At 65.7% G+C, this 24,944-nt stretch carries 25 protein-coding genes and 2 pseudogenes; 6 read left to right on the top strand and 21 right to left on the bottom strand.

Going from position 1 to position 24,944, the window contains the following annotated elements; translation table 11 throughout:
* Positions 1-69 precede the first annotated feature (69 nt).
* The 5 genes and pseudogenes from kdsA to A9O63_RS03735 all read right to left on the bottom strand — a co-directional run bounded on the left by kdsA (position 70) and on the right by A9O63_RS03735 (position 5,244).
* A complete protein-coding gene (gene kdsA / locus A9O63_RS03755; RefSeq protein WP_069330732.1) occupies positions 70-906 on the bottom strand; it encodes a 3-deoxy-8-phosphooctulonate synthase in 837 nt (278 codons plus the stop codon).
* A 71-nt stretch (positions 907-977) separates the two neighbouring features.
* Positions 978-1,109: pseudogene (locus tag A9O63_RS03750) on the bottom strand (transposase); the annotation flags it as partial.
* A 352-nt stretch (positions 1,110-1,461) separates the two neighbouring features.
* Positions 1,462-2,583 (bottom strand): ATP-dependent DNA helicase, encoded by a 1,122-nt coding sequence (locus A9O63_RS03745; protein ID WP_069330731.1) that lies wholly within the window; start codon positions 2,581-2,583, stop codon positions 1,462-1,464.
* Between the two features lie 193 nt (positions 2,584-2,776).
* Positions 2,777-4,558, bottom strand: a complete 1,782-nt coding sequence (locus A9O63_RS03740; protein WP_167354603.1) for a DUF927 domain-containing protein — start codon at positions 4,556-4,558, stop codon at positions 2,777-2,779.
* A 158-nt stretch (positions 4,559-4,716) separates the two neighbouring features.
* Entirely contained in the window at positions 4,717-5,244 is a 528-nt protein-coding gene (locus A9O63_RS03735; protein WP_112329887.1) for a hypothetical protein, read from the bottom strand.
* 194 nt (positions 5,245-5,438) lie between these two features.
* On the opposite strand from A9O63_RS03735, the gene vapB reads away from it, so the two are divergent.
* The 3 genes from vapB (at position 5,439) to A9O63_RS03720 (ending at position 7,502) form a co-directional block, all read left to right on the top strand.
* Positions 5,439-5,648, top strand: a complete 210-nt coding sequence (gene vapB / locus A9O63_RS03730) for a type II toxin-antitoxin system VapB family antitoxin (RefSeq protein WP_011910904.1) — start codon at positions 5,439-5,441, stop codon at positions 5,646-5,648.
* Positions 5,648-6,055 carry a type II toxin-antitoxin system tRNA(fMet)-specific endonuclease VapC gene (vapC, locus tag A9O63_RS03725; protein WP_069330727.1) on the top strand — a complete coding sequence of 136 codons (408 nt, stop codon included), beginning with the start codon at positions 5,648-5,650 and terminating at the stop codon, positions 6,053-6,055. The genes vapB and vapC overlap by 1 nt, the downstream gene beginning before the upstream one ends.
* A gap of 283 nt (positions 6,056-6,338) precedes the next feature.
* A complete protein-coding gene (locus A9O63_RS03720; RefSeq protein WP_069330726.1) occupies positions 6,339-7,502 on the top strand; it encodes a DUF4268 domain-containing protein in 1,164 nt (387 codons plus the stop codon).
* A gap of 2 nt (positions 7,503-7,504) precedes the next feature.
* Here A9O63_RS03720 and A9O63_RS23050 read toward each other — a convergent pair whose 3' ends face one another.
* Positions 7,505-7,672: a hypothetical protein gene (locus tag A9O63_RS23050; protein ID WP_167354602.1), complete on the bottom strand. Its 168-nt coding sequence runs from the start codon at positions 7,670-7,672 to the stop codon at positions 7,505-7,507.
* Positions 7,673-7,893: 221 nt separating this feature from the next.
* A complete protein-coding gene (locus tag A9O63_RS23150) occupies positions 7,894-8,205 on the bottom strand; it encodes a restriction endonuclease (protein WP_069330725.1) in 312 nt (103 codons plus the stop codon).
* 1,931 nt (positions 8,206-10,136) lie between these two features.
* On the opposite strand from A9O63_RS23150, the pseudogene A9O63_RS03710 reads away from it, so the two are divergent.
* A pseudogene (locus A9O63_RS03710) lies at positions 10,137-11,763 on the top strand (IS1634 family transposase).
* Between the two features lie 1,026 nt (positions 11,764-12,789).
* Here A9O63_RS03710 and A9O63_RS03705 read toward each other — a convergent pair.
* The 14 genes from A9O63_RS03705 to A9O63_RS03660 form a co-directional block, all read right to left on the bottom strand.
* Entirely contained in the window at positions 12,790-13,188 is a 399-nt protein-coding gene (locus A9O63_RS03705) for a helix-turn-helix transcriptional regulator (protein ID WP_069330734.1), read from the bottom strand.
* Between the two features lie 145 nt (positions 13,189-13,333).
* Complete coding sequence (locus tag A9O63_RS21780; RefSeq protein WP_167354601.1) at positions 13,334-13,669, bottom strand: WYL domain-containing protein; 336 nt, start codon at positions 13,667-13,669, stop codon at positions 13,334-13,336.
* Positions 13,660-13,893: a hypothetical protein gene (locus A9O63_RS22600; RefSeq protein ID WP_141703030.1), complete on the bottom strand. Its 234-nt coding sequence runs from the start codon at positions 13,891-13,893 to the stop codon at positions 13,660-13,662. Before A9O63_RS22600 ends, A9O63_RS21780 begins: the two co-directional genes overlap by 10 nt.
* Positions 13,894-14,088: 195 nt before the next feature.
* Entirely contained in the window at positions 14,089-14,763 is a 675-nt protein-coding gene (locus A9O63_RS03700; protein WP_235836920.1) for an RES family NAD+ phosphorylase, read from the bottom strand.
* Between the two features lie 61 nt (positions 14,764-14,824).
* Positions 14,825-15,205 carry an MbcA/ParS/Xre antitoxin family protein gene (locus A9O63_RS03695; protein WP_069330723.1) on the bottom strand — a complete coding sequence of 127 codons (381 nt, stop codon included), beginning with the start codon at positions 15,203-15,205 and terminating at the stop codon, positions 14,825-14,827.
* 134 nt (positions 15,206-15,339) lie between these two features.
* Positions 15,340-15,453 carry a recombinase family protein gene (locus A9O63_RS23275; protein WP_235836921.1) on the bottom strand — a complete coding sequence of 38 codons (114 nt, stop codon included), beginning with the start codon at positions 15,451-15,453 and terminating at the stop codon, positions 15,340-15,342.
* Between the two features lie 12 nt (positions 15,454-15,465).
* Entirely contained in the window at positions 15,466-15,735 is a 270-nt protein-coding gene (locus A9O63_RS23615; protein WP_280523311.1) for a recombinase family protein, read from the bottom strand.
* A gap of 82 nt (positions 15,736-15,817) precedes the next feature.
* On the bottom strand, positions 15,818-16,012 hold the full coding sequence (locus A9O63_RS23515) for a recombinase family protein (protein WP_268874906.1): 195 nt from the start codon (positions 16,010-16,012) through the stop codon (positions 15,818-15,820).
* A gap of 450 nt (positions 16,013-16,462) precedes the next feature.
* The gene (rfbA, locus tag A9O63_RS03685) at positions 16,463-17,353 is read right to left on the bottom strand and encodes a glucose-1-phosphate thymidylyltransferase RfbA (RefSeq protein WP_069330722.1); all 891 of its coding nucleotides are present in this window, start codon (positions 17,351-17,353) and stop codon (positions 16,463-16,465) included.
* Positions 17,350-18,255: a dTDP-4-dehydrorhamnose reductase gene (gene rfbD / locus A9O63_RS03680; protein WP_069330721.1), complete on the bottom strand. Its 906-nt coding sequence runs from the start codon at positions 18,253-18,255 to the stop codon at positions 17,350-17,352. The genes rfbA and rfbD overlap by 4 nt, the downstream gene beginning before the upstream one ends.
* Complete coding sequence (gene rfbB / locus A9O63_RS03675) at positions 18,252-19,292, bottom strand: dTDP-glucose 4,6-dehydratase (RefSeq protein WP_069330720.1); 1,041 nt, start codon at positions 19,290-19,292, stop codon at positions 18,252-18,254. Before rfbB ends, rfbD begins: the two co-directional genes overlap by 4 nt.
* A gap of 4 nt (positions 19,293-19,296) precedes the next feature.
* Positions 19,297-19,860, bottom strand: coding sequence for a dTDP-4-dehydrorhamnose 3,5-epimerase (gene rfbC, locus A9O63_RS03670; protein ID WP_069330719.1), 564 nt, complete (start codon positions 19,858-19,860; stop codon positions 19,297-19,299).
* Positions 19,861-19,922: 62 nt separating this feature from the next.
* Positions 19,923-20,861, bottom strand: coding sequence for a glycosyltransferase (locus A9O63_RS03665; protein WP_069330718.1), 939 nt, complete (start codon positions 20,859-20,861; stop codon positions 19,923-19,925).
* A 51-nt stretch (positions 20,862-20,912) separates the two neighbouring features.
* The gene (locus tag A9O63_RS03660) at positions 20,913-21,875 is read right to left on the bottom strand and encodes a replication initiator protein A (RefSeq protein ID WP_069330717.1); all 963 of its coding nucleotides are present in this window, start codon (positions 21,873-21,875) and stop codon (positions 20,913-20,915) included.
* 699 nt (positions 21,876-22,574) lie between these two features.
* On the opposite strand from A9O63_RS03660, the gene A9O63_RS03655 reads away from it, so the two are divergent.
* Positions 22,575-24,029 (top strand): AAA family ATPase, encoded by a 1,455-nt coding sequence (locus A9O63_RS03655; RefSeq protein ID WP_084295571.1) that lies wholly within the window; start codon positions 22,575-22,577, stop codon positions 24,027-24,029.
* Between the two features lie 121 nt (positions 24,030-24,150).
* Positions 24,151-24,944, top strand: a 794-nt coding sequence (locus A9O63_RS03650) for a ParB/RepB/Spo0J family partition protein (RefSeq protein ID WP_069330716.1), incomplete at its 3' end; no start/stop codon positions are given.

The following is a 24,944-nucleotide window of genomic DNA, read 5'->3' as shown; positions in this document are numbered from 1 at the left end:
TCCGGCCGCCCGGCCCGAGCTCCGAGCCCGGGGTCCATGGGCGCGATCCGGCCCGGAGGCCCCGCCGTCTCAGGCGAGCGACTTGGCCAGCGTGTCGAAGGCGCAGAGGTCGGCGATGAGCCGGCCCATCCGGTCCACCGGGATCATGTTCGGCCCGTCCGAGGGCGCGCGGTCGGGATCCTCGTGCGTCTCGATGAAGAGCGCCGAGACCCCCACCGCGCAGGCCGCCCGCGCGAGCACCGGGGCGAATTCGCGCTGCCCGCCCGAGGAGCCGCCGAGGCCCCCCGGCTGCTGCACCGAATGGGTGGCGTCGAACACCACCGGCCAGCCGGTCGCGGCCATGGTAGGCAGGCCGCGGAAATCGGTCACGAGGGGGTTGTAGCCGAAGGAGGTGCCCCGCTCGCAGAGCAGGATCCGCCGGTTGCCGGTCGAGGCCACCTTGTCGGCCACGTTCTTCATGTCCCACGGCGCGAGGAACTGGCCCTTCTTGACGTTGACCGCACGGCCGGTCTCGCCCGCGGCCAGCAGAAGGTCGGTCTGCCGGCAGAGGAAGGCCGGGATCTGCAGCACGTCGCAGACCTCGGCGGCCGTCGCGCAATGGCCGGGCTCATGGACGTCGGTCAGGACCGGCACGCCGAACTCCTCGCGGATCCGGCCGAGGATCTCGAGCCCCTTCTCCATCCCGAGGCCCCGCGCCGTCGAAAGCGACGAGCGGTTGGCCTTGTCGTAGCTCGCCTTGAAGATGAACTTCGTTCCGGTGGGCGCGCAGGCCTCGGCGATGCGCTCGGCCATCATGCGGGCATGATCGAGGCTCTCGAGCTGGCAGGGCCCGGTGATGAGCGCGATCGGATGGCCGCCCCCGATGGCGATGTCGCCGATGGTCACGATGGTGGGCGTCTCTGTCATGGCCGTCTCCCGCGCTTCTGTCCCACCCTTATGCCAAGCGCGCGCCGGGTTCAAATCCGCCCCGACCGAACCTGGCTTTTCCAGGCGCAAAACGTAGCGCTGCTGATCCCATGCCTGCGGCACACGTCCCCCATCTTCGCCCCGCTTTCCCGCTCTCGCAGGATCGCGATGATCTGCTCCTCGGGGAATCTTGATCGCTTCATATCCGTTCCTCTGGTGGAGGCCAGACTCTGGCATCAGGTGGACGAGTTCTCGGGGGGTCACAGCACGTTCATTGGAAGCTCCTTGCGGCATAAACGATTTGAGCAAGCGGGATCCTGAATCGGCGGCTCGACGCGGAGGCGTCCAATCCGACCCACGAGCCGCGGGCCGGATCGCCGGTAGCCAAGACGGACTCCCGCCAGACCCGCCTCGCGAGCCGCGACGATCAGGGTGAGAGCGAACTCCCGGAACATGGTAACCTCCGCTGAGGATCTGACGGAACCAATGCCACCTCCCGGAGATTCGCTGGCGCATCGCAATCTTGCAGATGTGGGTTGGCGGGACGCCGGGGCCTCAGATGGCTATCGTCACCCGATCCGAAGCGCGGGTAATTGCCGTGTAGAGCCAGCGATGCCGATCCTGCTTGAAGGCCTCGCTTTCATCATGGACCAGCACGTTCTCCCACTGGCTTCCCTGCGCCTTGTGACAGGTGAGGGCGTAACCGTAGTCGAAAAGCTGCAGATCGCGGGGCGCGTGGCTTACCTGCGTGCCTATCCTCTTCGTAAAGCACTCCTCCGGCACCCGGACCATCAGTTCCGGCCAGTCGGGAAAATCGAGGTTCGCAACCTTCATGCTCAACAGGCCCGACCGGAAGCGTGCAGGTTGCGCCGACCGCACCTCGAACATGCCGCCGTTCACGATCGCCTTGCCGTAGTCATTGCGCAGGCAAACCAGCCGATCTTCCGGACAGGGGAGAAAGTCCGGGCGGCCAAGCGCTTCGCGGATCTGACGGTTCAACAGCTGAACCCGATCATTGGACCCCGCAAGGATTTGATCGGCCGCCAGACAATCCGCCATTTCCAACTCGCAGATCCGCATGACATGGCTCGTGCCGTAATCCCCTACCCGCAGCGGCTCGCCGTTCCGTGCGGCAGTCGCGAGGCGCAGGATGGGATTGTCCAGCGCCTGGCGGTGGATCTCCGTCAGCATCACGTCAGGCTTGCCGCGAACAAACCAGCCTTCGTCCTTGGGCGGCGGCAGCTGCGCCGGATCGCCGAGCACGAGGACGGGCTTGCCGAAGGAGAGCAAATCCTTGGCGATCTCAGCATTCACCATCGAGCATTCGTCGATGATGATAAGGGCAGCCTCAGCGGCAAGGCTCTCGGCGTTGAGCGCAAAGCGCGTCGCTCCGTCAGGCTGCTGCTCCGGGCGGTATATCAGGCGATGGATCGTCGACGCGCCTTCGCAGCCGTTCTTCTGCATCATAAGGGCGGCCTTGCCGGTGAAGGCTGCGTAGACCACATCCCCATCGACACCTTCGGCAAGACGTCTGGCGATCGTGGTTTTGCCGGTCCCGGCATAGCCGAAGAGCTTGAAGACCTGTTTACGGTTCTTGCGGGGATTCCTGAGCCAGGCGCCCGCCTTGTCGATGGCGGCGATCTGTTCGGGCGACAGAGGCGTGGAGTGGTTGTTCATGTGTCGGAACCTTGCTGGATTGGAGGGATGAGTTGGTTCGTGCCCTGAACCGGGCGGTTCGGGGTGGCTTGCGAAACAGGACAGGTGGATGAGCGGGACGGCCCGAGGCCATCGCGCCGGATCTTCCTTGCAGAACGTCGGACCACTCGGATCGCTCGGGCCGCACGTCGAAGCCGGTCCGATCCGATTGCCGTCAGGCTGCCAGCGGCTGCGCCGGCTCACCCTCCTTCAGGATCAACGTCCTGATGGTGTAGGCGCGACCCCTGACGCTCCCGATCCCACGCGGCAGCTTGCGCGGGAGATTGTCTCCCTCCCCGCGGACTAGGAGACCAGCGTCAGCAAGGTGGCGAGCAGACCGTATCGGATCGTGCCCGTCATGCGCCTGCTTCCAGGCCTCCGGCGCAATGTAGAAGAAGTGGCCATCGCGCCAGCCCAACGTATCGGCCGGAACGGAGCCACGGGCAGCTTCGGCGAACCGGGCGGAGTTTGCCTTCAGGAAGGCGCGGGTGCGTTCCACGCTCTCCCCGATCTCGTCACGCGCATCGCCCTCGCGACCCTCGAGCCAGATCCCCAGCACCTCGAGCGCGGCTTCCTTGGGTTCCTCCCTGTTCCATCCGGTGAGGCCGAAGATGGTCGCAAGTTCTCCAGCTGCGGCGCAGAGGGCGAGGCGGTCGACCGCACGCTGGATCAGCCCATCGTCAAGCGATCCGAACCTGTCGACCGCCCTCTGCCGGAAACCGGTGACGAGCGTGGGGACCGCCCGCTTGCAGATGTCCAACTTCTCCAGCACTCCCTTGACGAACAGAGGCCCCGCGCTGCCATGAAACGTCGAACTCATGGCCTTCGCATGCTGCGAGAACCTCGCTCCATCGGGCTGACCGTGGAGATTGTCGAAGGCCCCGTAGGGCCGGGCATCCGCCTCGATGTCGAGCAGGCGCACGTTCTGCCCGGCCATGGCCTTACGGCCGCTCTCCGCAAGCTTGCGGGCCAGCGAGATCTCGCCCGACGACAGCACCATCAGCCGCCAGCTCAGCGGCCGGACGGTGGCGCCAGACCTGTCCGCACGCGCCTTGCCGCAACCGTTGGCAAGCATGTAGCTGGCCTCGTCCGCATCGCGCGCGGAGATCTGCGCCAGTTCGTCGAGGACCAGCAGCGCGCTGTTGCAGGCCGCAGCGATCCCCTCGAGGCCGTTCGAGGTGGCGCGCCAGGTCAAGGCGAAGCCCGGGCTGCCCCAGACGGAGGCGGCGACACGCTGGATCGTCGTCTTGCCGCAGGAGGAGCCCCCGCGCAGATGCAGCCCGCCGCCCTCGAAGCCTAGGGGCTCAAGAAGGGGGCCTGCGAAGGCCAGCGAGACAGAGACCATCATCAGCGGATTTCCGACGCAGAGGGCGCCCACCTTCTCACGCCAGTCGGCATGGGAACCCGCGGACTTCATCTCGACGGCCCCCGATGCGAGGTGACCGCCGGTGAAGCGGACGTCCTGGGCGCCGATGATCCGGCCGTTGCCCGCCACGAAGGACCGGCCGTCGGCGGTCCAGCCGGCCCTGTTGGTGGTGACAAGGCGAGCCTCCGGCGTCCAGTCGTGGATCAGACGGACCAGTTGGGCACCCGCATCCTTGTGGATCGCAATACGGGCCCCCGCGCGCGCGAGCCGCTTGCGCAGAAGCATTCCGGTGCCCGAAAGCTCCGTGTTCGGCACATCCACCTCATGGATGCGCCCATCGGGATCGGTGACTTCGACGAGCGTCGTCCAGTTCACGCCGTCGACATCCCGCGCGAGTGCCTTCACCTTGAGGGGCGAGCAGAGAGAGACTTCCGTCTCGTCCTCGCCGTCCTTGTTGAGGACGCGACAGCAGATGGAGCCGTCAGAACCCACCGCGTATCCCGCAGGCATTCCGCTGGGCCGCGGGCTGGAGAGGGGCGAGGGCGCGCTGGAGACATTTTCGTTCAGGCAAGCCGATTCCATTCCGCTCATGGCGGTTCTTCCTTTCATGGGGACGTGCGGGTTCGTTCCGCCTTCAGGGGCGGGGGCCGAACGTCTGTTTGTGGATGTTCAGAAGCCGTCAGCCGGACCTGACGTGGCAGGACCGATCTTCAAGTCTCGCAAGAACCGTGTCGAGGACGCGGCCGACGTCAGTCGAGCTTCACGCTCCACGCAGGCAATTCCCGCCTGACCTTCCTGGCGAGCATTCCCTCGATCTTCTCCATGCGGAGCAAATCCTGGAGGGCCTTCTTGCGAGCCGCCGGATCGGACAGATCCTGTGCCTCGGTCTGCTGGCGAAACTTCTTCAACTCGGCACGCTTGTAGTCGTTGATGATCTGGGCGAGTTCCGTGGCCGCGTCGAGCAGGCAACCGACGATGACTTCCGCACGCCCGATCGATCCCGACGCACCGCTGAACGCGTTGATGCGATCTTCCTCATCGCTGGGAAGAGCATCGGGCAAGGCATTTTCTAAAGGGCCACTGTCGTCCCGAAAGACGGGCGGTTCCAAGCCTGCCAGCTCCAGCGCCAACGTCACGCTGGACCAGTTCGCGTCTTCCTCGACCACCTCGAAGAAAGGGGTGCCCAGGTAAGGGTAGGTCGCATCCGCGAGGCGCTGACGCTCCTCCTTCTCCCGGGCCACCTGCTTTCTCTTGCGTTCCGCCGCTGTCATAGCCATCGCCGAGTCCCTTTCGTGATTGTGATTTTGGTTTATCACAATCACGAACGCGAAGTCAAGTTCGACGTAGGCCGTCCGGCAGAGAAGCAACCTGCTCCTGCCTTGCCCGCGGCTGCTTGAAGCATATATACGTCGAGTATATATGTGATGTGCTTGGATAGGGAGGCGCCGAAGTGGAGCGGGGATCGGTCTTCATGAACAACCGGACGCAGGCCATCCGCCTGCCGAAATCGGTTGCCCTGCCGGAAGGCACGCGGAGCGTCGACATCGTCCGCTCGGGCAGGGCCTGGCTGATCGTGCCGAGCCAGGACAGCTGGGCCCAATGGTTCGATGAGGTCCCGTCGAGTGAGGACTTCATGGAGCGCCGGGAGCAACCGGACGCCGATGAGCGCGGCGATCTCTGATGCTCCGCTACATGCTCGACACGAACATCCTGATCTACACGGTCAGGAACCGGCCCGGCGAGGTCAGGGCAAAATTCGAGGCCCATCACGGGACCATGTGCATCTCGACCGTAACCGCGATGGAACTGATTTACGGTGCGCAGAAATCACAGGCCGTCGAGCGCAACATGGCGGCGGTCGAGGGACTTCTTGCGCGCCTCGACATTCTGGATCTCGATCTGGCGGCTGCCCAGCATGCTGGGGAGATCCGGGCGCAGTTGGCGCAGGCAGGGACGCCCATTGGGCCGTTCGACGTGATGATCGCGGGACACGCGCGCTCGAAGGGCCTGATCCTTGTCAGCAACAATACGCGGGAATTCGAGCGCGTCGACGGACTGAGACTGGAGAACTGGGTTCAGTCGTCCTGAGGGCAAGCGCTGCCTGCTCCTTGGAGCGGGTCCAAGCGAAACAGAGGAGGTTTGATCCCCGGGACATGCCGCCCTCAGAAGCGATCCCCATCGTGTCCGTGTAAAGTTTCTAGGACTTCGACGGGAGCCTCCGCCCGCGCCCCTGAGGGTGCAGATCCATTCCTCCCGAAACATGTCAGGCGTTTCGCCTAATGTCCGGCCCTTCCGATGTTGAAGGAAGGACACGACTGCCGCAGGGTGCTGGACTGTATTGAAAGAGACCCTGCATCGGAGAACCTGACATATGTTCCAGGTCGATCGCGTCCGGAACCGCCTGCGCAAGCTTGAATGCGTGAGCTTCTCCGAGCTTGGCTACCGGGAGCGGGAGCATCTGCAGGAGTGGCTCGCAGCGATGCCGGAGGCCCTCTGCGCGTCGATGAGCGAGGGCGAGGACGGGTTGCTGATCATCCAGAAGGAGTTCGATGGATTCGACGGCACCCGGGAGCGTCTCGATCTCCTTGCCCTAGACAAGCAGGGTCAGCTCGTCGTCATCGAGAACAAGCTGGACGACTCCGGCCGGGACGTCGTCTGGCAGGCTCTGAAATACGCCGCCTATTGCTCCAGTCTGAAGAAGGTCGAGATCGTCGGAATCTTCCAGCAATATCTCGACCGAAACGGTGGCGGCGATGCGGCAAGGACGATCTGCGAGTTTCTAGGTGAAGACACGCTGGACGAGGTGGTGCTGAACGACGGCATCAGTCAGCGCGTGGTCTTCATCGCGGCCAATTTTCGCCGCGAGGTGACGGCGACGGTCCTCTGGCTGCGTGAGCACCAGATCGACGCAAGGTGCATCAAGGTCCTGCCCTACCGGTTCAGCGACGAGATCTTCATCGACCTGCAGCAGGTGATCCCGACACCGGAGGCTGCGGATTACATGATCCGGATGGCCCAGAAGGAGAGTGAGGAGAAGTCGGCAAGTTCCGCCCAAGGCCTGCGACACACGATCCGCATGGATTTCTGGCAGCAGGCCCTCGACAGGCTGCGCGCGGATGGTTCGCCCAGGCATCGCAATGTCGGTCCGACGAAAGAGAACTGGCTGAGCGTCGGCACCGGCGTTTCCGGGTGTTCCTATACCCTGGTCCTCCTCAAGACGCACGTCCGCGTGGAGTTGACGATCCAGCGGAGCAGCACCTCGGAGAACAAGTGGTTCTTCGATCAGCTTCATGCTCAGCGCGAGGAGTTGGAGCAGGCTTTTGGTGCCACGCTCGAATGGCATCGGAACGACGATCAGAAGCGATGCCTCATCAATATCTCGGAGCCTTGCGACGGGTTCGACAAGGGGCAGTGGCCAGACATGATCGCTTGGATGAGCTCCCACATGAGGCGCATGGAGGCAGCTTTCTCGGCGCCTCTGGCGAAGCTGAACCAGCGGCTGAAGGCTGGAGAGGCGACGGGCTCAGGGCGCTGACGCTACGGCAGCACCTTGATCAGCGTCACCGTGAGCCCGACGATGCCCGCGGCCATGATCCAGAGCCGCCTGTAGAGGTCCGCCTTCAGCTCGGCGAGGTCGGTCTTGATAATCAGGCTCGTGGTGTCGGCTTCGGACACGCCCTCGGCGATGGCTCGGATTACGTTCATCGTGTGGGTCTCCTCTAGGGCAATGTAGAGCGGGTGGGGTCGAAAAGCCACATGCGCCTATGTGCGTGCTTCCTGTAGCACTCGTTCGGGCCCCCGATCGGGTGCTCGCAGGGTCCGGTCACGCAGTTGCCCCGCGCGCCTCTGGAAGGATCGGTGCTGCTTGGAGAGCATGGTCGATCTCTCCGGCGGTGCGTCATCGTTAGGCGATTCAACGAAGTGGATCAGCCCGTTGAGTCCGAGAAGCAGTCCTCGTCAACGGTTTGGATCGTGTAGGTCCCGCTCACGCGCACCCCGACGCCATATTGGATCATCAGCGCGGCCAGCCGCTGGCCGTTGATCAGCCGGATGCGGTGCTGGACGCGTTCGACATAGGCGGTCGCCTCGCGCGAGAAGTCCGAGGTGGTGACGAAGACGCCCTTGTTCGCACCCTCGCCGTTCAGCGATCCGACGAAGCGCTGGAGATCGGGCCGGCCGACCTTGTAGCTCGGATCGTAGCGTTTTGCCTGGATGTAGACGGTCGAGGCCCTGATCATGGGGTTTCCAGCCCGCAACGATGCAAGAGGGGGCTGACGCCGGAAGTTTAGCCGGACGCACCGGCCCACGTCGAAGGGGCTCCCTCGCACTCGCGGGGATTTACCCAGCGTCCGCGAGTTGATCGCGGCGCCATGCGCGTGTCGCCGATGGTGGATGGAGCACACTAAGTGGGCGGAAATGCCGTTGTGCTGCAATTCGTCCATTGCGGTCTGAGCCACGCTTGAAGCCGTCGCATGAATCTGCTATCGGTGGTGGAAACAGCACTTGCCAACTCGCCAACTCGCCCACTTGCCAACGCGCTAACCGGCCAACCTAGTCAGGTTCGAGCAGACACCCTAGCGGCACGACGCTCGCCGACCCCCTTACACCAGCATTGAATTGAACGCCGGCACCGGGAACATGACCGGGCAGCGAGTCGCCTGGCTGGATGGCGCAGGAAAGATCGTCTTGGATCGCTCCCCGATGGAGATCATCGGACGCCCCAGACGGTTGCTGCCGGTCTTCGGACGAAATGGCACATAAAAGACGGTTGCAATGTGCGGCGAGCCTCGGCTCCGGGCCACAACAACCGATCATGCCCAGGTTGGAGGAAAGCCAGGCGTGATGCTCAGCCGCAAGGCTGTAACCGCTTGATCGAAAGATCGGAGTCGGGGCGCTGCTAGGTAAACGGAAGCCACCTAGCGAAACCGAGCCCTTCACCACCTGTTAAACGCAGATAACTCCCCTCTGGATGGTGTGGACGGAAGTCCGTTCCATCCCGGGGGGGGGGAAAGACCTATTTCCGCAGGTGTTCATGATTAGAATAAACCTATGTGCTTGTTTGTAGTTTCGTGAAGAGGATCGTGAGCTATCGGGACGGCGCGAAGCGCCGGCAACGAGGCCGAAGGCCGAGGCGCAGGGAGCCGCCGTAGGCGGCGAGTGTGATCAAGATTTTCACACCTGTGCCGTTTGGACGAATGAACTCCTACCCCGCGGCATCCCCTCCCCGGCTCGGGCTGCGCCCTCGCTCTGCGCGGTCGGGCGGTTCGGGCCGCGGGCTGCGCCCGCTCCCAAACCTCCCTTCCCTTGCCCGCGCTTCGCGCGGTCTGATTCAAGTCAACGTCCCGGGAGGATTTAGATCAACGAGAAGCCTCGGGGCGGGCGTTCGACACGCTCTGGCAAGGCAAGAGGAGCTTTCATCCCCGGGATCCGGCGCCCTCAGGCTGCACCCCCATCAGATCGAACGTCCATTCCTAGGACTTCGAGTGGGAGCGGTCGCCTGTCCGTGGCTGCAGCCATTCCTCGTCCGGGCGGCGCAGGCACTCGTGGAATAGATGCGCCGGTTCGGATCACGCCGTGATGCCCGTGACGCTGGCGACGCGCCCAAGACCACCCCGGTGCGACCGGGCTCAGGCTCAGCCGCGATCAAGGTTCGGCTGCTGTGGTCGCATGGCGCCGGCTCCTGGTCCTGGAGAGCGCCGGAGCGCTCGCCCACCTTCCGCCGAACGCACCGGGCTTTCACAGCTAACGGGCAAGATTCCTGGTGCCGATCGATGCGTGCATCCGGCACGATGGTGCGGATGTGCCCCCGCGATGTCAGGGCTCAGCCACCTGAAGAGGCGCAGTCGATGTTGCTCAGCCCGCGGGGGCCAGAATCCTGTCGGGGCGTCGCTCCAGGCCGCCGAAGACGGCACCCAGGAGGACGACGAGGCTCGCGAACATGAGGGGCGCGTCGAGACGTCTTCTGAGGTCGGCAGTCCATCCAAGTGCGATGGGACCGGCGAACTGAGCCACCCAAGTTCGACAAAATCCCCCGGGACTGGCGCGATTCCGACGGGCTGTTCGAGTCGTTTCAGTGGGTTGACCGTCCGCACGCCGAGGTTTCGTGTAGTTACATGGAGTGCAGCTAAAAGTTCATGCGCAGAAGGCGCAATGCTGCCATCCCGTAGGGATGTTCATTCGCATCACCGAAAATGGCGGCCGACGTTACCTCCAGATCATGGAGTCCTACCGTAACGAAGCCGGCAAGCCGCGCAGCCGCGTGATCGCGAACCTCGGGCGCATCGACGACAGACCGGACGGCCATCTCGACTCCCTGATCCGGGGGCTGTGCAAGATCACGGGGCGCGATGCTCCGGAGGCCCTCAGGATCGAGCAGGAGCCCGCCGCGCCTTCGGCGACGTCTTCGCGCTGCACGAGCTTTGGAAGAACCTCGGCTTCGACCACGCGCTGGGGCGCGCGCTGCGGTCGGGCAAGCGCCAGCTTGATGTCGAGGCGCTCGTCAGGGCCATGGTTTTCAACCGGTTGTGCGAACCGGATTCGAAGCTCGGCTGCCTGCGCTGGCTGGAGACGGTGGCGATGCCGGCCATGCCCGAAACGGTCACGCATCAGCACCTCCTGCGCGCGATGGACGCGCTGATGGACCACGCCGAGCGGGTCGAGATCGAGCTGGCGAAGCAGATCCGGCCGCTGGTCGATCGGGATCTCGCGGTGGTCTTCTACGACCTCACCACCGTGCGCATCCATGGGGAAGGCGAGGTGGACGACGATCTCCGTGCCTTCGGGATGAACAAGGAAAAGGGCAGCATCGCCCGCCAGTTCGTGCTGGGTGTGGTCCAGACCGCGGACGGCTTGCCGCTCATGCACACGGTCCATCCCGGCAACGTCGCCGAGACAAAGACCTTGCAGGCCATGCTGGCGACCGTCCTGCAGCGTTTCCCGGTCGAGCGGGTCGTGCTGGTCGCCGACCGCGGGCTCCTGAGCCTCGACAACATCGATGCCCTGACCACGCTCGCCGATCAGGGTGGGCGGAAACTGGAGTTCATCCTGGCCGTTCCCGCCCGCCGCGACGGCGAGCTGGTCGAGACCTTCCGCGGCCTCGCCGAGGCTTGCTTCGCGGGCCACCGGCTGATCGTGGCGCACGATCCGCTCCGAGCGGCCGAGCAGTCCGAGAAACGCCGCGCCCACATCGCCGAACTTGAGGCCATGGCCGAGCGCATGGTCGGCAAGCTGGATGCACAAGATGCTGGGCAAAGCGACCGGGGCCGGCGGGCCTCCGACCGTGGTGCCTACAGCCGCTTCACCCGCGCGGTCGCCGAGGCCGAGCTGACGCGCTTCCTCAAGGCGGACTTCACCGCCGACCGCTTCAGCTGGTCGCTGGACGAGACCGCCATCCACGAGGCCGAGCTCTTCGACGGCAAGCTCGCGCTGCTGACGAATGCTCCCGACCTGACGCCGGCCGAGGCCGTCGCGCGCTACAAGGCGCTGGCCGACATCGAGCCCGGCTTCCGGGTGCTGAAGTCCGACATCGAGATCGCCCCGGTCCACCACCGGCTGCCCGACCGCATCCGGGCGCACGCGCTGGTCTCTGCTTCCTCGCGCTCACGCTCTATCGCGTCATGCGCATGCGCCTGAAGGCCAAGGGCCACACGGCCAGCCCCCGCACCGCGCTTGATCTCCTCGCTCGCATCCAGCGCCACCGCGCGAAAATCGGTGAGCGCACGGTCAATGGGCTCTCTGTGACAACGCCTCAACAGATGGAACTCTTCGACACCCTGAACCTGCCAAAACCCGTCTGACGAACGCCGTGTCGTCACATAATGGCTCATTCCGCCATAATGACATCAAGTGCTTAGCGGTTTTGCTGTCGAACTTGGGGAGCCAAGGCGAAGGCGATGGTGAAGGCGCGCATCGCCCGTCCTCGTTCGGCATTCGGCGGCATGCCGCTCACGAAGGCGCTGGTGGCCGCGCTTGTGTGAAGAAGACAGAGATCAAAGCGGGTGGCGCGGCGGGGCAGGCATCCAGAGACAAGGCACACCTCCTCGATGCCCCGTCATGTGGATAAGCAGCAAACAATCTCCGCTGCCCCCGGAAAATGAAAACGCCGCCGGGGACGCTATCCCGAGCCGCGGGCAACGATGCCTGTTGGTCGGCGCCCGCGACGGTCTGCTTCGAGTTCTCCTCTCGCACGGCTTCCGTTCAGCACAAAATACTGGGCAACATCAGGATCCGCGTTTCCGCCGGCGCAGTGCAAAATGCCGGCTCTCGCTGAGATTGGGCTCCTTTAGTCTTGCGACCACGATGTCACGAAGCCGACGCGCGGCTCAGCGCCACCACGAACCGACAGGGGCAGGTTCTCCGGTAAAATACGATGATCGCGCCAAGTCTCCAAAGAACTTGGCTCGCAAATCGCCTCCACTTCCCCCTGGACGCTTTACTTAATGCAGCCTGAATTCGGTAAAAACAGCGATATTGGCCATTTTGTGTCAACTTAAGGGAAACTTAGGGTAAACTTAGCGTCAAGTTACCGCGTTTTTGAGGGGCGTTCCGCAGACTGAATGCCTGTCTGCGGAACGTGAAAGAGCCCCTCCACAGGCCAAAACTTGACGCTAAGTTTCCAACTATTTTAGTCAGGTTAAGTGCCTTGCGGGTCCTGCCTCCTTTTCAGAGTGGCCTGCAACGCCTGCACGTCATCGTAGCAGATGGCGGGATCGGTATTGCCGGCAATCGCGCGCAAGGTTTCAATCCATCTCGCCTCGTTCTCCGTCAGGGGGCTTATGAGGGCAGTCGAAATCCGTTCACGACCCGGCGGCGCTCCCCCGAGGTCATTTGCCGAAGATCCCGCGCAAAGCCGCCCGCGCGCGACTGGTCAGTCGGGGATCGACATGCCCGGAGGCCTCACGGATCTCCGAGATCCAGCCGCGTTCGTTTTGGGAAATCGGCGAGCCCAAAATGTCGATGATGGCCTTCGCCGCGGTATCTCCGACCGCCTGCTCGAGCGCCAGGCGCAGCACATAGGCCTCATCGGCCTCCAGGGCTTGAGCAAGCGCAGGCGCGCGGTCGAGCGGCAGTTTCGTCGCGCCGCTCTTGATCATCGCGAGCATGTTCGGATTCGTGAACCCGGTCCGGATCGCGATCTCGTTCTGCGTTACGGGGCGCATCTCCAGAATGCGCTTCTCGAGATACTGGACAAGTCGCGTATCGGAATAGGGCCTTCTCGCCATTCTATTGATCTCCATGAATTTTTTGCAGATCGTTCTGCATCTTTCATTCATAGCGATCGGCCGATGGGGAGCGGGCGGGAGTTCAGACGGACTTGTTGGGTTCATCAGACCGCAGCGGACATCTCATCATGCTGATCTCGTCTCGTCACCCGGGCCGAAGCCGAGCACGATCCCAAAATTCTCCACGCCATAGAGAGATTCGCGGTTCCTGAGCCAGAGGTGATGGCGGGCGGGGGCTTGTTGCCCCGGAAGCGGACTCTGCATCTTCGATCCGCGTCAGCACGAAGTCCGAGAAGCGCAAGCGGCGGCAATCATAGGCCCGGACGTGCCATCTGGCCGCTGTGTCCACCAGAGCGTGGGGCACGATCTCGCGGACGGTCCTCCCGCTGGTAAGCGAGTGGTAGACGACACGAACAGCGGCTCCGACGATGGCGCGCGTGAGTGTGGCGATGATTTCGACGGCCGGGACATTCAGGCGCAACGGGTGCTCGGTCCGGACGTGTGGGGACAGGTCTCGACCTCGGCATCGCCAAGCCTTTCGGCGATCGCGACAAGAGAGCGGAAGGGATCATGCTCGAACAGCGGCGTGAACTCTTCTGCTCGGCGATAAATCTTGGCGGACCCGTCAAACTCGAGATTGCCGGGCGCCAGCTTCCGAGGCGAAAACGCCTCGGCCTCATTGAAGCTTCCAGTCGTCGCCGACATCGGTGGCCTTGGCCATGACCCTTTCGAGGCGGAACGCCTCGGCGTCACTGAAGCCGGTCATCGAGCACCGGGATGTAGTGGTGAAAATTGGCCTCTTGGAGCGTCATGCCTGAACAGGCCGTTCGGATAGAAGAATCCTCCCTCGAGTCCGCAGGTTGGTCCAACCTCAATCAACGGGTGCTGCCGGCGACCACGTCATCGCTGGACGCTCGGCCTGTCCCAATTCATGCGGTGCAGGCGAGCATCTGCGTCGAAGGAGTTCGTCGGAAATTCCATCCTGTGGCGCGGAAACTCGCGGCGGACCTGCGCGCCACCGGATCCGATGCGGATGTGCCAAGTCTGGCGCTCGGCGTGATCGCGGGCAGCAAAGGCGTGGCAGGTCAGAACCGCCAGGTTGGCCCCCTCCGCCGGGTCGCGAACCGATCTGTATCGGATCACCTCGACACCGGTAGCGCGCGCAGTGTCCGCAAGTTCCTGGCAAGGCGCGTAGTCCGTCAGATGGGTCCAGTGCATCGCGTCGCGGGCCAGTTTGCCGGAGGTTAGATCGAGCGATAGCGGCGTCGCCACCTTTACCGAGAAGGCGGTATATTCCGCCGCATTATCGGGGAACGGGGTCGCGGGACTTTCGGCATAGAAAAGGAAGCGATAGAACACCATCTCCGCGACGGCCGTCTCTGGAGCCTCTGCGCCATACCAGACGCCGGGCGTCAGCCCCGCGCGGCGGAAACGGGAACCATGCGGATAAGGCCGGTAGCGGAAGGGTGTGGACAGCAGATAACCGAGGTGGCGGCACTCCTCTGGCACCGGGGGCTTCGTCTCGTCAAGAATGGCTTCCAGGATGTCCTGTTCCGCTCCATCGACCAGCTTCATGGTCGAGACCTGATGCTGTGCTTCGACGAGACGCCAGGCGAGGCCCGAGAGCCCACTTGCTTCAGAGCGGAGCGCGTCGGGCGTCCAAGTAGGTAGCGACATCGACCAAACCAGAAATCTTCGAGATGCGCTCCACAGGCGGCACGCCCAGAGCGGTGTTGGGAGCCTTCATCCACGCGCGAGCGACACCCTCGTCTCCTCCGACGATGGCGTCGAGGGAGCGAAAGATCCGGACGAGCAGAGCGGCAAGTTGGAAATGTGCCGAGCCGTCCTCAAGAATTGCCGCGCCACGCTTCATCCGCGACACAGTAGCTTCAGAGAGACCTATGATCTCTGCCAGTTCCCTTTGTGAAAGCCCCAGCCGATCGGCCGCGTTCAACGTGGCTTTCGTCAGCACAGCCCCCCTATCCCGGGAAGGTGCCAGCTTCGCAGTGTCATGCATGGCAGTCTCCAGTCATATGAAAGCAGGATAACCAGAAGTTTCACATGGAAGAAAGGGAAAAACGCGAGCGTGTTCCATCTTGCATGTTCTTTCTGTTTCCTGGCTGCGCCTCCATCTGAACCTAGAGCGCCTTACTACGCGCAACCGGTGCGCACGATGCGCCCTTCAAGGGAGCGGGCCAGGATATTTTGGACGGTGCCAGCGTGCCATGCCCCACCTCTGGCGGTTCGAACTCCTTGTGCGTTCAGCTGGGAAGCTACCTAGCGAAGGGACGCGCCCTGCTCGACATGCTGACGCACGAGGTGGAGGACACTCGCAGCATGCTGGTCAGCCTTGAGGACGTTCTGCAGAGCTCCTGAGGCCGAGGCTCTGCGCTGTTCGTGCTTCCTCTCCGGCATTGACCAGCCGAGCTTCAAGCCCCGCGCCTTTGCGGCGGCGAGCGCAGCCCTGGTGCGCTCGGAGATGGCTCTCCCTTCCTGCTCGGCGACCCCTGCCATGATGTGGAAGACGAACCGGTTGGCCTCCGGCATGTCAGCTGCCGTGACCTCAACGCCGCTCTCGAGAAGGTTCGCGATGAAGGCGACATGCAGGCCAGGCGATCAAGCTTGGCGATCAGAGGACGGCCCCTGCTCTCTTTGCAATATCCAGTGCCTTCACAAGCTCGGACCGGTCGGACCGCTTGCCGCTTTCGATCTCGTTTAACTCGGCCACCACCTCGCCGCGCGCCGCGACATGGGCTGCCACCGCGGCACGCTGCGCTTCAAGGCCTAGGCCGCTCTGCCCCTGACGTTCGGTCGAGACGCGCAGGTATCCCCGAGTGGCTCTGGCTCGTGATGCTCTTGCCCTCCTGCCCTCGGATCCTGCGAGAATGCGCCTGTCGCCCTTCGCCTTCAGTGCGCCGCAGTCGAGCAGCTTCCGGTTCGATAGGCGCCTAGATTACATGCCGATCGATGCGGGCTTTTCCCCGAACAGCCACGACGGGATCACCATGGTCGGCTCCCCCGTCGTCGAACTGCTTGCAGCCAACGGCCTGCGCTACGCCCGCCCGGCTCGAGAGCATCGTCTGATGCTACCGCTGCACTGTGTGGGAGAATCTGCTGCCCTTCATCAAAGACGTCGAAGCTCTGCTCCCCGCCACGCCGTAGAGCTCGTATTAGCCACGCATGATGACGAGGATGCGCGCCCTCTATGCCCCGGACATCGCCCTGACCGAGGCGCTGACCGGGCGCGACCTGAGCCTCTGGCGGGAGGGCGCGCTCAGCCCTCCATCATCCGGTCGGTGAGCAGCCCCTGCAGGTAGCGGCCGTAATCGTTCTTGGAAAGCTGCGCCGCCATGTCGGTCAGGGCCTCGGCATCGACCCAGCCCTTGGCGAAGGCGATCTCTTCGGGGCAGCCCGTCTGCATCCCCTGACGCAGCTGCAGCGTGCGCACGAAATTGCCCGCATCGAGCAGGCTTGCATGGGTGCCCGTGTCGAGCCAGGCAAAGCCGCGGCCCATGCGCTGGACGTCGAGCAGCCCCTCCTCGAGATAGATCTCGAGAAGCGAGACGATCTCGAGCTCGCCCCGTTCGGAGGGCCGGATGCCATGCACCAGATCGGGCGCGCGGGCATCGAGGAAATAGATCCCCGTCACCGCATAGTTCGAGGGCGCGACCTTCGGCTTCTCGACGATCTGGGTCACGCGGCCGCGCTCGTCCATCGCCACCACGCCGTAGCGTTCGGGATCGGCCACATGATAACCGAAGACCGTGCCGCCCTCCGTCTTGGCATCGGCCTGGGCCAGAAGGTCGGGCAGGCCGTGGCCGAAGAAGATGTTGTCGCCCAGCACCATGCAGGAGGGGCTGCCCGCGAGGAACTCCTCGGCGATCGTATAGGCCTGCGCGAGCCCCTCGGGCCGGGGCTGGACCAGATAGGTGAGCGAGATCCCCCATTGCGCGCCCGTGCCGAGCGCCCGGCGGAACTGCTCCTGATCCTGCGGCGTGGTGATGATGGCGATCTCGCGGATCCCGGCCAGCATCAGCACCGAGAGCGGATAGTAGATCATCGGCTTGTCATAGACCGGCATCAGCTGCTTGGAGACGCCGATGGTCAGCGGATAGAGCCGCGTGCCCGAGCCCCCGGCGAGGATGATACCCTTGCGAACACTCATTCGGAAACCTCCTGGAGATCGGCGAGAACATGGGCGAGACCCTGCCGCCAGTCGGGGCGGACAAGGCCGAAGCGGGCGAGGTCGGAACAGTCCATCCGGGAATTGGCCGGCCGGTGGGCCTTCTGCGGATAGTCCGCGGACGGGATGTCGGCCACGAGACAGTCAAGCTGCGCCTGACGGAAGATCTCGCGGGCGAAGTCGGCCCAGCTCACGTCCGGGCCGCCCGAGAGATGGTAGGTGCCCGACAGCTCGGGCCGGGCGACGAGGCCGCGCGCCATCGCGAGGCAGGCCTCGGCGATGTCGGCCGCGGGCGTGGGCCCGCCCACCTGGTCGCAGACGACTGTGAGCCGGTCGCGCGTGGCCCCGAGGCGCAGCATGGTCTTCACGAAATTGGCGCCATGGGCCGAGAAGACCCAGGAGGTGCGCAGGATCGCATGGGGTCCGCCGGCCGCGCGCACCGCCTCTTCGCCCGCGAGCTTCGAGCGGCCGTAGGCACCGAGCGGGCCCACCGGATCGCCGGGCTGCCAGGGGCGGCTGCCCGAGCCGTCGAACACATAGTCGGTCGAGATCTGCACGAAGGGGATGCCCAATTCGGCGCAGGCCCGCGCCATGGCGCCGGGGGCCTCCCCGTTCACCACCGTGGCCAGGGCCTCCTCCTCCTCGGCCTGGTCGACGGCGGTCCAGGCGGCGGCATTGATCACCGCCGCGGGCTTCGCTTCGCGGATCGCGCGGGCACAGGCCTCGGGGTCGGACAGGTCCGCCTCCTCGCGCCCGAGGAAGCGGGCCTGCGGCGCGCCGTCCGGCGTCCGCGCCTCCGGCATATCCTCAAGAGTCCGCGCCTCCGGCGCGAGGCGGGCCAGTTCGCGCGCCACCTGCCCGGTGCGGCCGAAGACGAGGATCATGCCTTCACTCCCAGCCGCTCGCCCACCCCGGCGCGGTCCTGCAGTGCGCGCCACCAGGGCTCGTTGGCCAGATACCAGTCGACGGTGCGCTCGAGCCCCTCGTCGAGCGTGACCGAGGGCCGCCAGCCCAGTTCGGTGCGGATGCGCGTGGGGTCGATCGCATAGCGCAGGTCGTGGCCCGGACGGTCGGTCACGAAGGCGATCTGATCGGCATAGGGCGTGGCCTTGGGGCGCTTCGCATCGAGGATCGCACAGATCTTCTGGACGATGTCGATGTTTTTCGCCTCGTTCTCGCCGCCGATATTGTAGCTGCGGTGGTTCCGGCCTTTCGCCAGCACCGTCAGCAGCGCGTCGGCATGGTCCTCGACATAGAGCCAGTCGCGGACATTCTCGCCCTTGCCGTAGACCGGGATCGGCGCGCCGGCGAGCGCCTTCAGGATCACCACCGGAATGAGCTTTTCCGGGAAATGGAACGGCCCGTAATTGTTCGAGCAGTTGGTGAGCACATAGGGCAGGCCGTAGGTCTCGCCCCAGGCGCGCACCAGATGGTCGGACGCGGCCTTCGAGGCCGAATAGGGCGAGTTCGGCGCGTAAGGCGTCTCTTCGGTGAACTGCCCCGTTTCGCCCAGCGTGCCAAAGACCTCGTCGGTCGAGATATGGTGGAAGCGGAAGCCCTGCGGCTTGCCCTGCCCCACCCAGTAATGGCGGGCGGCTTCCAGAAGCACATAGGTGCCGCGGACATTGGTGTCGATGAAGGCGCCCGGCCCGTCGATCGAGCGGTCGACATGGCTTTCCGCCGCCAGATGCATCACCGCATCGGGCCGGTGGGTGGCGAAGACCCGCGCCATGGCCTCCGCATCGCGGATGTCGGCCTTCTCGAAGACATAGTTCGGCGCGCCCGCGACGCTTGCGAGATTGTCGAGGCAGGCGGCATAGGTCAGGCAGTCGAGATTGACGACATGATGGCCGTCGGCCACCGCCTTGCGCACCACGGCCGAGCCGATGAAGCCCGCTCCTCCGGTCACGATCAGTTTCATGGGGTCAGGCCTCGTAGGTGAAAGGGCTGGTCCAGTCGGCGAAGCGCGGCGCGCGCGCATCCTTGTCGGAGAGCACGGCCGAGGCCGGATCGATGCCCCAGTCGATGCCGAGGTCGGGATCGGCGAAATGCACCGCCCCGTCGCAGTCGGGCGCATAGACATCGGTGGTCTTGTAGAGGACGACCGTGTCGGGCTCTCTCGTGACGAAGCCGTGCAGGAAGCCCTTGGGCACCAGAAGCTGGCGGGCGTTGCCGGCTGTCAACTCCACCCCCACCCACCGGCCGTAGGTGGGCGAGCCCACCCGCACATCGACCGCCACATCGAGGATCGCGCCATGGCCCACCCGGACGAGCTTGTCCTGGGCGTGGGGCGGCACCTGGTAATGCAGCCCGCGCACCGTGCCCACGGGGGCACTGATCGACTGGTTGTCCTGCACGAAATCGAGATCGATCCCGAGCCCCTGGAGCGTGGCCCGGTTCCAGGCCTCGCAGAAGCTGCCCCGCGCATCGCCGAAGACCCGCGGCGTCAGGATCAGGACACCCGGCAGTTCCGTTTCTTCAATCTGCACCCGAAATTCCCCTGTCTTATGCTGTCTGGAATAAGGTCTCATCCGCAGGTTGTCCACGCACCTCAGATCCGCCCCAGCACTGCGGCCAGCCAGAGCGAGAGCCGCCCCGGCAGCCCCTGCCGGTAGAGGCCGGTCCGCTTCAGCTGCCGGAGCCGCCCCCAGGGGCCGGCACGGCGCAGCGCCTCGAATTCGGCCAGAAGGCGGCGGTTCTCGGGGGTGAAACGGTGCGCCGAGGCGGAGAGCGCGCGGATGTTGATCGCGTTCCACTGCCGGAAGCCGCCGCTCAGAAGCATCCTCAGCCGCCGGTATTTGGCGCTGAGCCCGTCGTTCGCCCCGATCAGGTTGCCGCCGTGCTGGCGATAGAGCAGGAGCGGCACCGGATCGAAGATCACCCGCCCGCCCGCGCCCGAGACGATCTGGTAGATCCACCAGTCATGGACGACGATCCGCTCGGGCTCGCGGCTGGCGGCGGCGAGCAGCGCGATCGCGCCGCGGTTCAGCATCATCGTGTTGCCGCCGGCGATGTTCTGGACCAGCGCATGGCGGAAGCCCGGCGGGCGGGCGGGCAGCGGATAGGGCCGGCGGTTGCCGAGCTCCGCGTCGCAGATCCAGCTCGAGCCGCCGTAGAGGACGGGCAGGTCCGCGGGCAGATCGGCCATCGCCGCCGCTCCGCGGGCGAGCTTCCCGGGCAGCCAGACATCGTCCTGATCCGAGAGGGCGGCCATGTCGGCCTCGGGTGGCACCTGGCCCAGGAGATGGAGGAAATTCTGCGCCGACCCCCGGCAGGGCCCCTCGACGAGCCGCAGCTCGAGCCAGGGATGGCGGGCGGCGAAGGCCGCGAGCAGCGCGCGGGTGGCGTCGGTCGAGCTGTCGTCGCTCACCACGAGCCAGACGGGGCGCAGATGCTGGGCCGCGAAGCTCTCGAGCTGCGCCTCGAGATTGGCCGCTCCGTTGTAGGTGGCCAGAAGGAGCGCGATCCGGGGAGGCGGGGCGTCGGTCATGACCTACCTATAACGCCGCGGCGCGGCATGGGCAGGGGGGAAATGGCGGGGTCAGCCCGGCACCCGACGCTCGATCCAGCCGAGGAAGGCCGCATCGGCGGATCTCAGCCGGGGCTGGCCGCTCGAATGCCAGAAGGCGTGCCATTCGGCCACCAGCGCATGGACGTCCCAGCCCGGCATCCGCGCCCGCACCCGCTCGAGCGTGGTCTCGCGCAGCGCGGGCGCGAGGCCCGGCGCCAGCACTGCCGCGCGGCGGGTGACGCAGAGAAGGTCGCCCGGCTCCTCGGCGAGGCTGTAGCCCGGCAGGCTGTCGGCCGCGATCATGTCGCGGATCATCTTGCGGAAGACCCGCAGCGGCGAGGCCGAGCCCGACTTCTTGGCGAGCGTGGCGATCGAGACCCGCCATTCCGGCTGCTGGCCGCAGTGCTTGCGCGCGAGTTCGTAGATCCGCCGCTCGAGCGGCTTTCTGAGCCGGAAATAGTCGCGGCTGAGCGTGAGCACCGATTTCGTGAGCACCGCCTGGAACAGCCATTCCGACAGCGTCACCATCACCTGCACCATGCGCCCGCCCCGGCTGCGGCGCACGATCTGCCAGCTCTCGATCAGGCCGAAGCCCGTGGTGATCTCGCGCCCGCCCCCCTCCATGTTGGTGGTGATGCGCGTGCCCGCCAGCCGCTCGAAGGCCTCGCGCAGCCGCTGGTAGCCGTCGCCGCTGGTCTCGCGGTGGGTGGCCGTCATCAGGTCGTGCGCGGTCAGATGCAGCGTCCGGCTGATGGCGCGCCCGGCATTCAGCGCGGCCATGAGCTGGCTCACGCAATAGATCAGGATGTCCTTGTCGAAGAGGGTGGCGAGCCCCCGCACCGAAGGCGTCACGGTGATCCTGACCCCATTATGGGCATAGTCGAGCACGCGCAGGTCGGGGCGGGTCGCGAGCGAGAAGACCGGATGCTCCATCGAGGCCATGTCATCCTTGGGCAGGGCATCGAGGATGTCGCAGATGAAGAAGTCCGCCATCTCGGGCGCGGGCGCGCGGTCCGCCGTCTCGGGAAGGGAGGGCTCGGGGGCCCCTGCCCCGCGCGAGCGGCTCCGCCCGCGTGCCACGGGGCCTGCCCCGTCGGAAAGGGTCTCCGCCGCCGCCCTGTCCTGCCCGGCCGGGTTGGCCGAAGGGTCCGGCCCCGCGGCGCGTGTCCGCGCACCCGTTCGCGGGGCGGCTGTCCGCCGTCCGCCTGTCTCCTGCATCGCGCTGCCTGTGCCTGCTCGACGGTGCGGCCCCCCGATGTGTTCCCGGGATGTGCGCGCGCCTTCGTGGTTTCGATGACACCGAGCCTATGCGCAAGCGGCCCCTTCCGTCCAGCACGGGGCGCGCGCGCCGGGCCGAAAGATCGGGGTTCCGGAGTCGGAGAAGCGTGGCTTCGGAGTCGGATCTTCGGGGTTCCGGAGTCGGGCGGGCCATCCAGCACCTCCCCTTTCCCGCGTCTCCTCAAGCACTTGGCCGAATCCGCCGAAGCCTGTAACTATATATAACCCAAAACTAACTGATGCAGGCAGGCCACGGCGCTTGAGCGGCCCCCGGCGCCCGTGCGATGCCAACCGCGGGAATCGCTGAGAAAAACCAGAAAGTTGCCGGGCAATGTGCGCAGAAAATTGCCATATCCGCAAAAAGGTGATACTTCTGGCGAAAGCGAGCAGACGAACCCGGAAAAGGGAACAGGCATGGCCGAGACCAAGGGACGGAAGACGGCCGGGCGCGGCCGCATGGAGATGCGGAAGGGCCCGCCCGCGCGCGAGCCGCAGGTGCCCCTGCCGCCCTATTTCAACATCTCTCCCGACGCGGCGCTGGCCGAACTCGAGGCGCCGCTCACCACCGCGGGCTTCGCCGAGATCGCCCGCTCCTGCGCGCAGGGCCGCGAGGATCTGGCCGCGCGCGGGCTCGATGCCGAGGGCCGCCGCAGCCTCCGGCTGTTCTCGACCTGGGAGATCACCCGCTATCTGATCCCGGTCGCGACCGCCCATTTCCGCCGGGTGCTGAAGGCCAATCCCGACCTGCCGCAGGGCATCTCCGAGACCGAGGGCGGGGCCAAATGGTTCACGCTCGACGAGGTGCTGCGGCTTCGCGCCCATTTCGCGGCCGAAGGGTCGAAGGCCAAGGAATACCGCCCCTACCGCCCCGCGGGGCTGCCTGCGAAGCTGGTGGCGGTGGCGAACTTCAAGGGCGGGGTGGGCAAGACCTCGACCGCGGCCCATCTGGCCATGTCGGCAGCCCTCGACGGCTACCGGGTGCTGGTGATCGATCTGGACAGCCAGGGCTCGATGACCTCGATCTTCGGCGGCCGGGTGGCCGACGAATGGGGCACGGTCTTTCCGCTCCTCGCCCGCCATTATGCGGCCCATCTGCAGGCCGAGAACCGGGTGCGCGTGGCCCGCGGCGACCCGCCGGTGCCGATGGACGAGACGCTGACCGAGGCGCAGAAGATCCGCGCGGGCGATCTGATCGCGAAGACCCACTGGCCCAACATCGACCTGATCGGCGCGCAGCTGAACCTCTACTGGGCCGAGTTCCAGATCCCGGTCTGGCGGATGCAGGGGCGCAGCTGGAAGCTCTGGGATGCGCTGACCGACGTGCTGGCCGAGGACGGGGTGCTCGACCGCTACGACGTGATCTTCCTCGATACGCCCCCGGCGCTCGGCTATCTCACGATCAACGGGCTCGCGGCGGCCGACATCCTGCTCGTGCCGCTCGGCGCCTCCTTCCTCGAGTTCGATTCGACGGGCCGCTTCTTCGACATGCTGCACTCGACCTTCCGCTCGATCGAGGAGGGCGAGAACATCGCCGCCCGCGCGCTCGGGCGCGAGGAGCTGGCCTTCGAATGGGATGCGGTGCGCGCGGTGCTCACCCGCTACGACGGGGCGCAGCAGGCCGAGATGGCGGACCTGATGCAGGCCTACATGGGCCGCACCATGGCGCCCGAGCGGCAGGATTTCACCGCGCTGATCGGTCAGGCCGGCGAGCAGGTGAACGGCATCTACGAGGCCGATTACCGCGACTTCAACCGCGACACCTACATCCGCGGCCGCGAGACCTTCGATGCGACCTATGCCGCCTTCAAGCGGCTTCTGCTGGGCATCTGGCGGCGCGAGGAACTGGCGGCGGCCGACGCCGCGGAGTGAGCGCCCGGGCCCGTTTGTTTCGCGCGCGAAACAAATCCGGGGGCCGGCAGGGCGGCACGGCGGGGGCAAATTGTTTCGCGCGCGAAACAAACCTCGGCCCGAACGACAGGAGAGACGGCCCATGGCCAAGCGCAAGCGACTGACACTGCCTCCCCTCGGCGGCTTCGCCCCCGTCCCGACATCGGCTTCGGAGGCCTCCCCTGCCCCGGCTTCGGCCTCGGCGCTGGGGCCCGGCCTCGCACCCGCGCCGATCAGCCGGGTGACGGGCGAGGCGGCGGCCACGGCGGCGCTGCGCGAGGTGGCCGAGGAGCTCGGCGCCGCCCGCAGCGAGGGGCGCCTCGTGCTGCGGCTCGAGCTCGACCGGATCGAGGAGGGCTGGCTCGTCCGCGACCGGATCGGCCTCGAGGCCGAGGAGCTGGCGAGCCTGATGACCAGCCTTGCGGCCCATGGCCAGCGCAGCCCGATCGAGGTCACCGACATGGGCGAGGGCCGCTTCGGGCTGATCTCGGGCTGGCGACGGGTCACCGCGCTGCGCCGCCTTCATGCCGAGACCGGCGAGGAGCGGTTCGCGACGGTGCTGGCGCTCCTGCGCCGGCCCGACACGGCGGCCGCGGCCTATGTGGCCATGGTCGAGGAGAACGAGATCCGGGCCGGCCTGTCCTATTTCGAGCGCGCCCGCATTGCGGCCAAGGCGGTGGAGGCGGGGGTCTTTGCCACCGACAAGCTCGCGCTCCAGCAGCTCTATGGCTCGGCGAGCCGGGCCAAACGGTCGAAGATCGGCTCGTTCCTCGGGATCTACCGCACGCTGGAAGGGGCGCTGCGCTACCCCTCGGCCCTGCCCGAGCGGCTGGGGCTGGCGCTTGCCCGGCGGCTCGAGGAGGAGCCCGCCTTCGCGGCCTCTGCCACGGCGGCGCT

Source organism: Cereibacter johrii (assembly GCF_001720585.1).
In the GTDB taxonomy this organism is placed as follows: Bacteria; Pseudomonadota; Alphaproteobacteria; order Rhodobacterales; family Rhodobacteraceae; genus Cereibacter_A; species Cereibacter_A johrii.
This window is presented reverse-complemented; position numbering and strand designations above follow the sequence as displayed.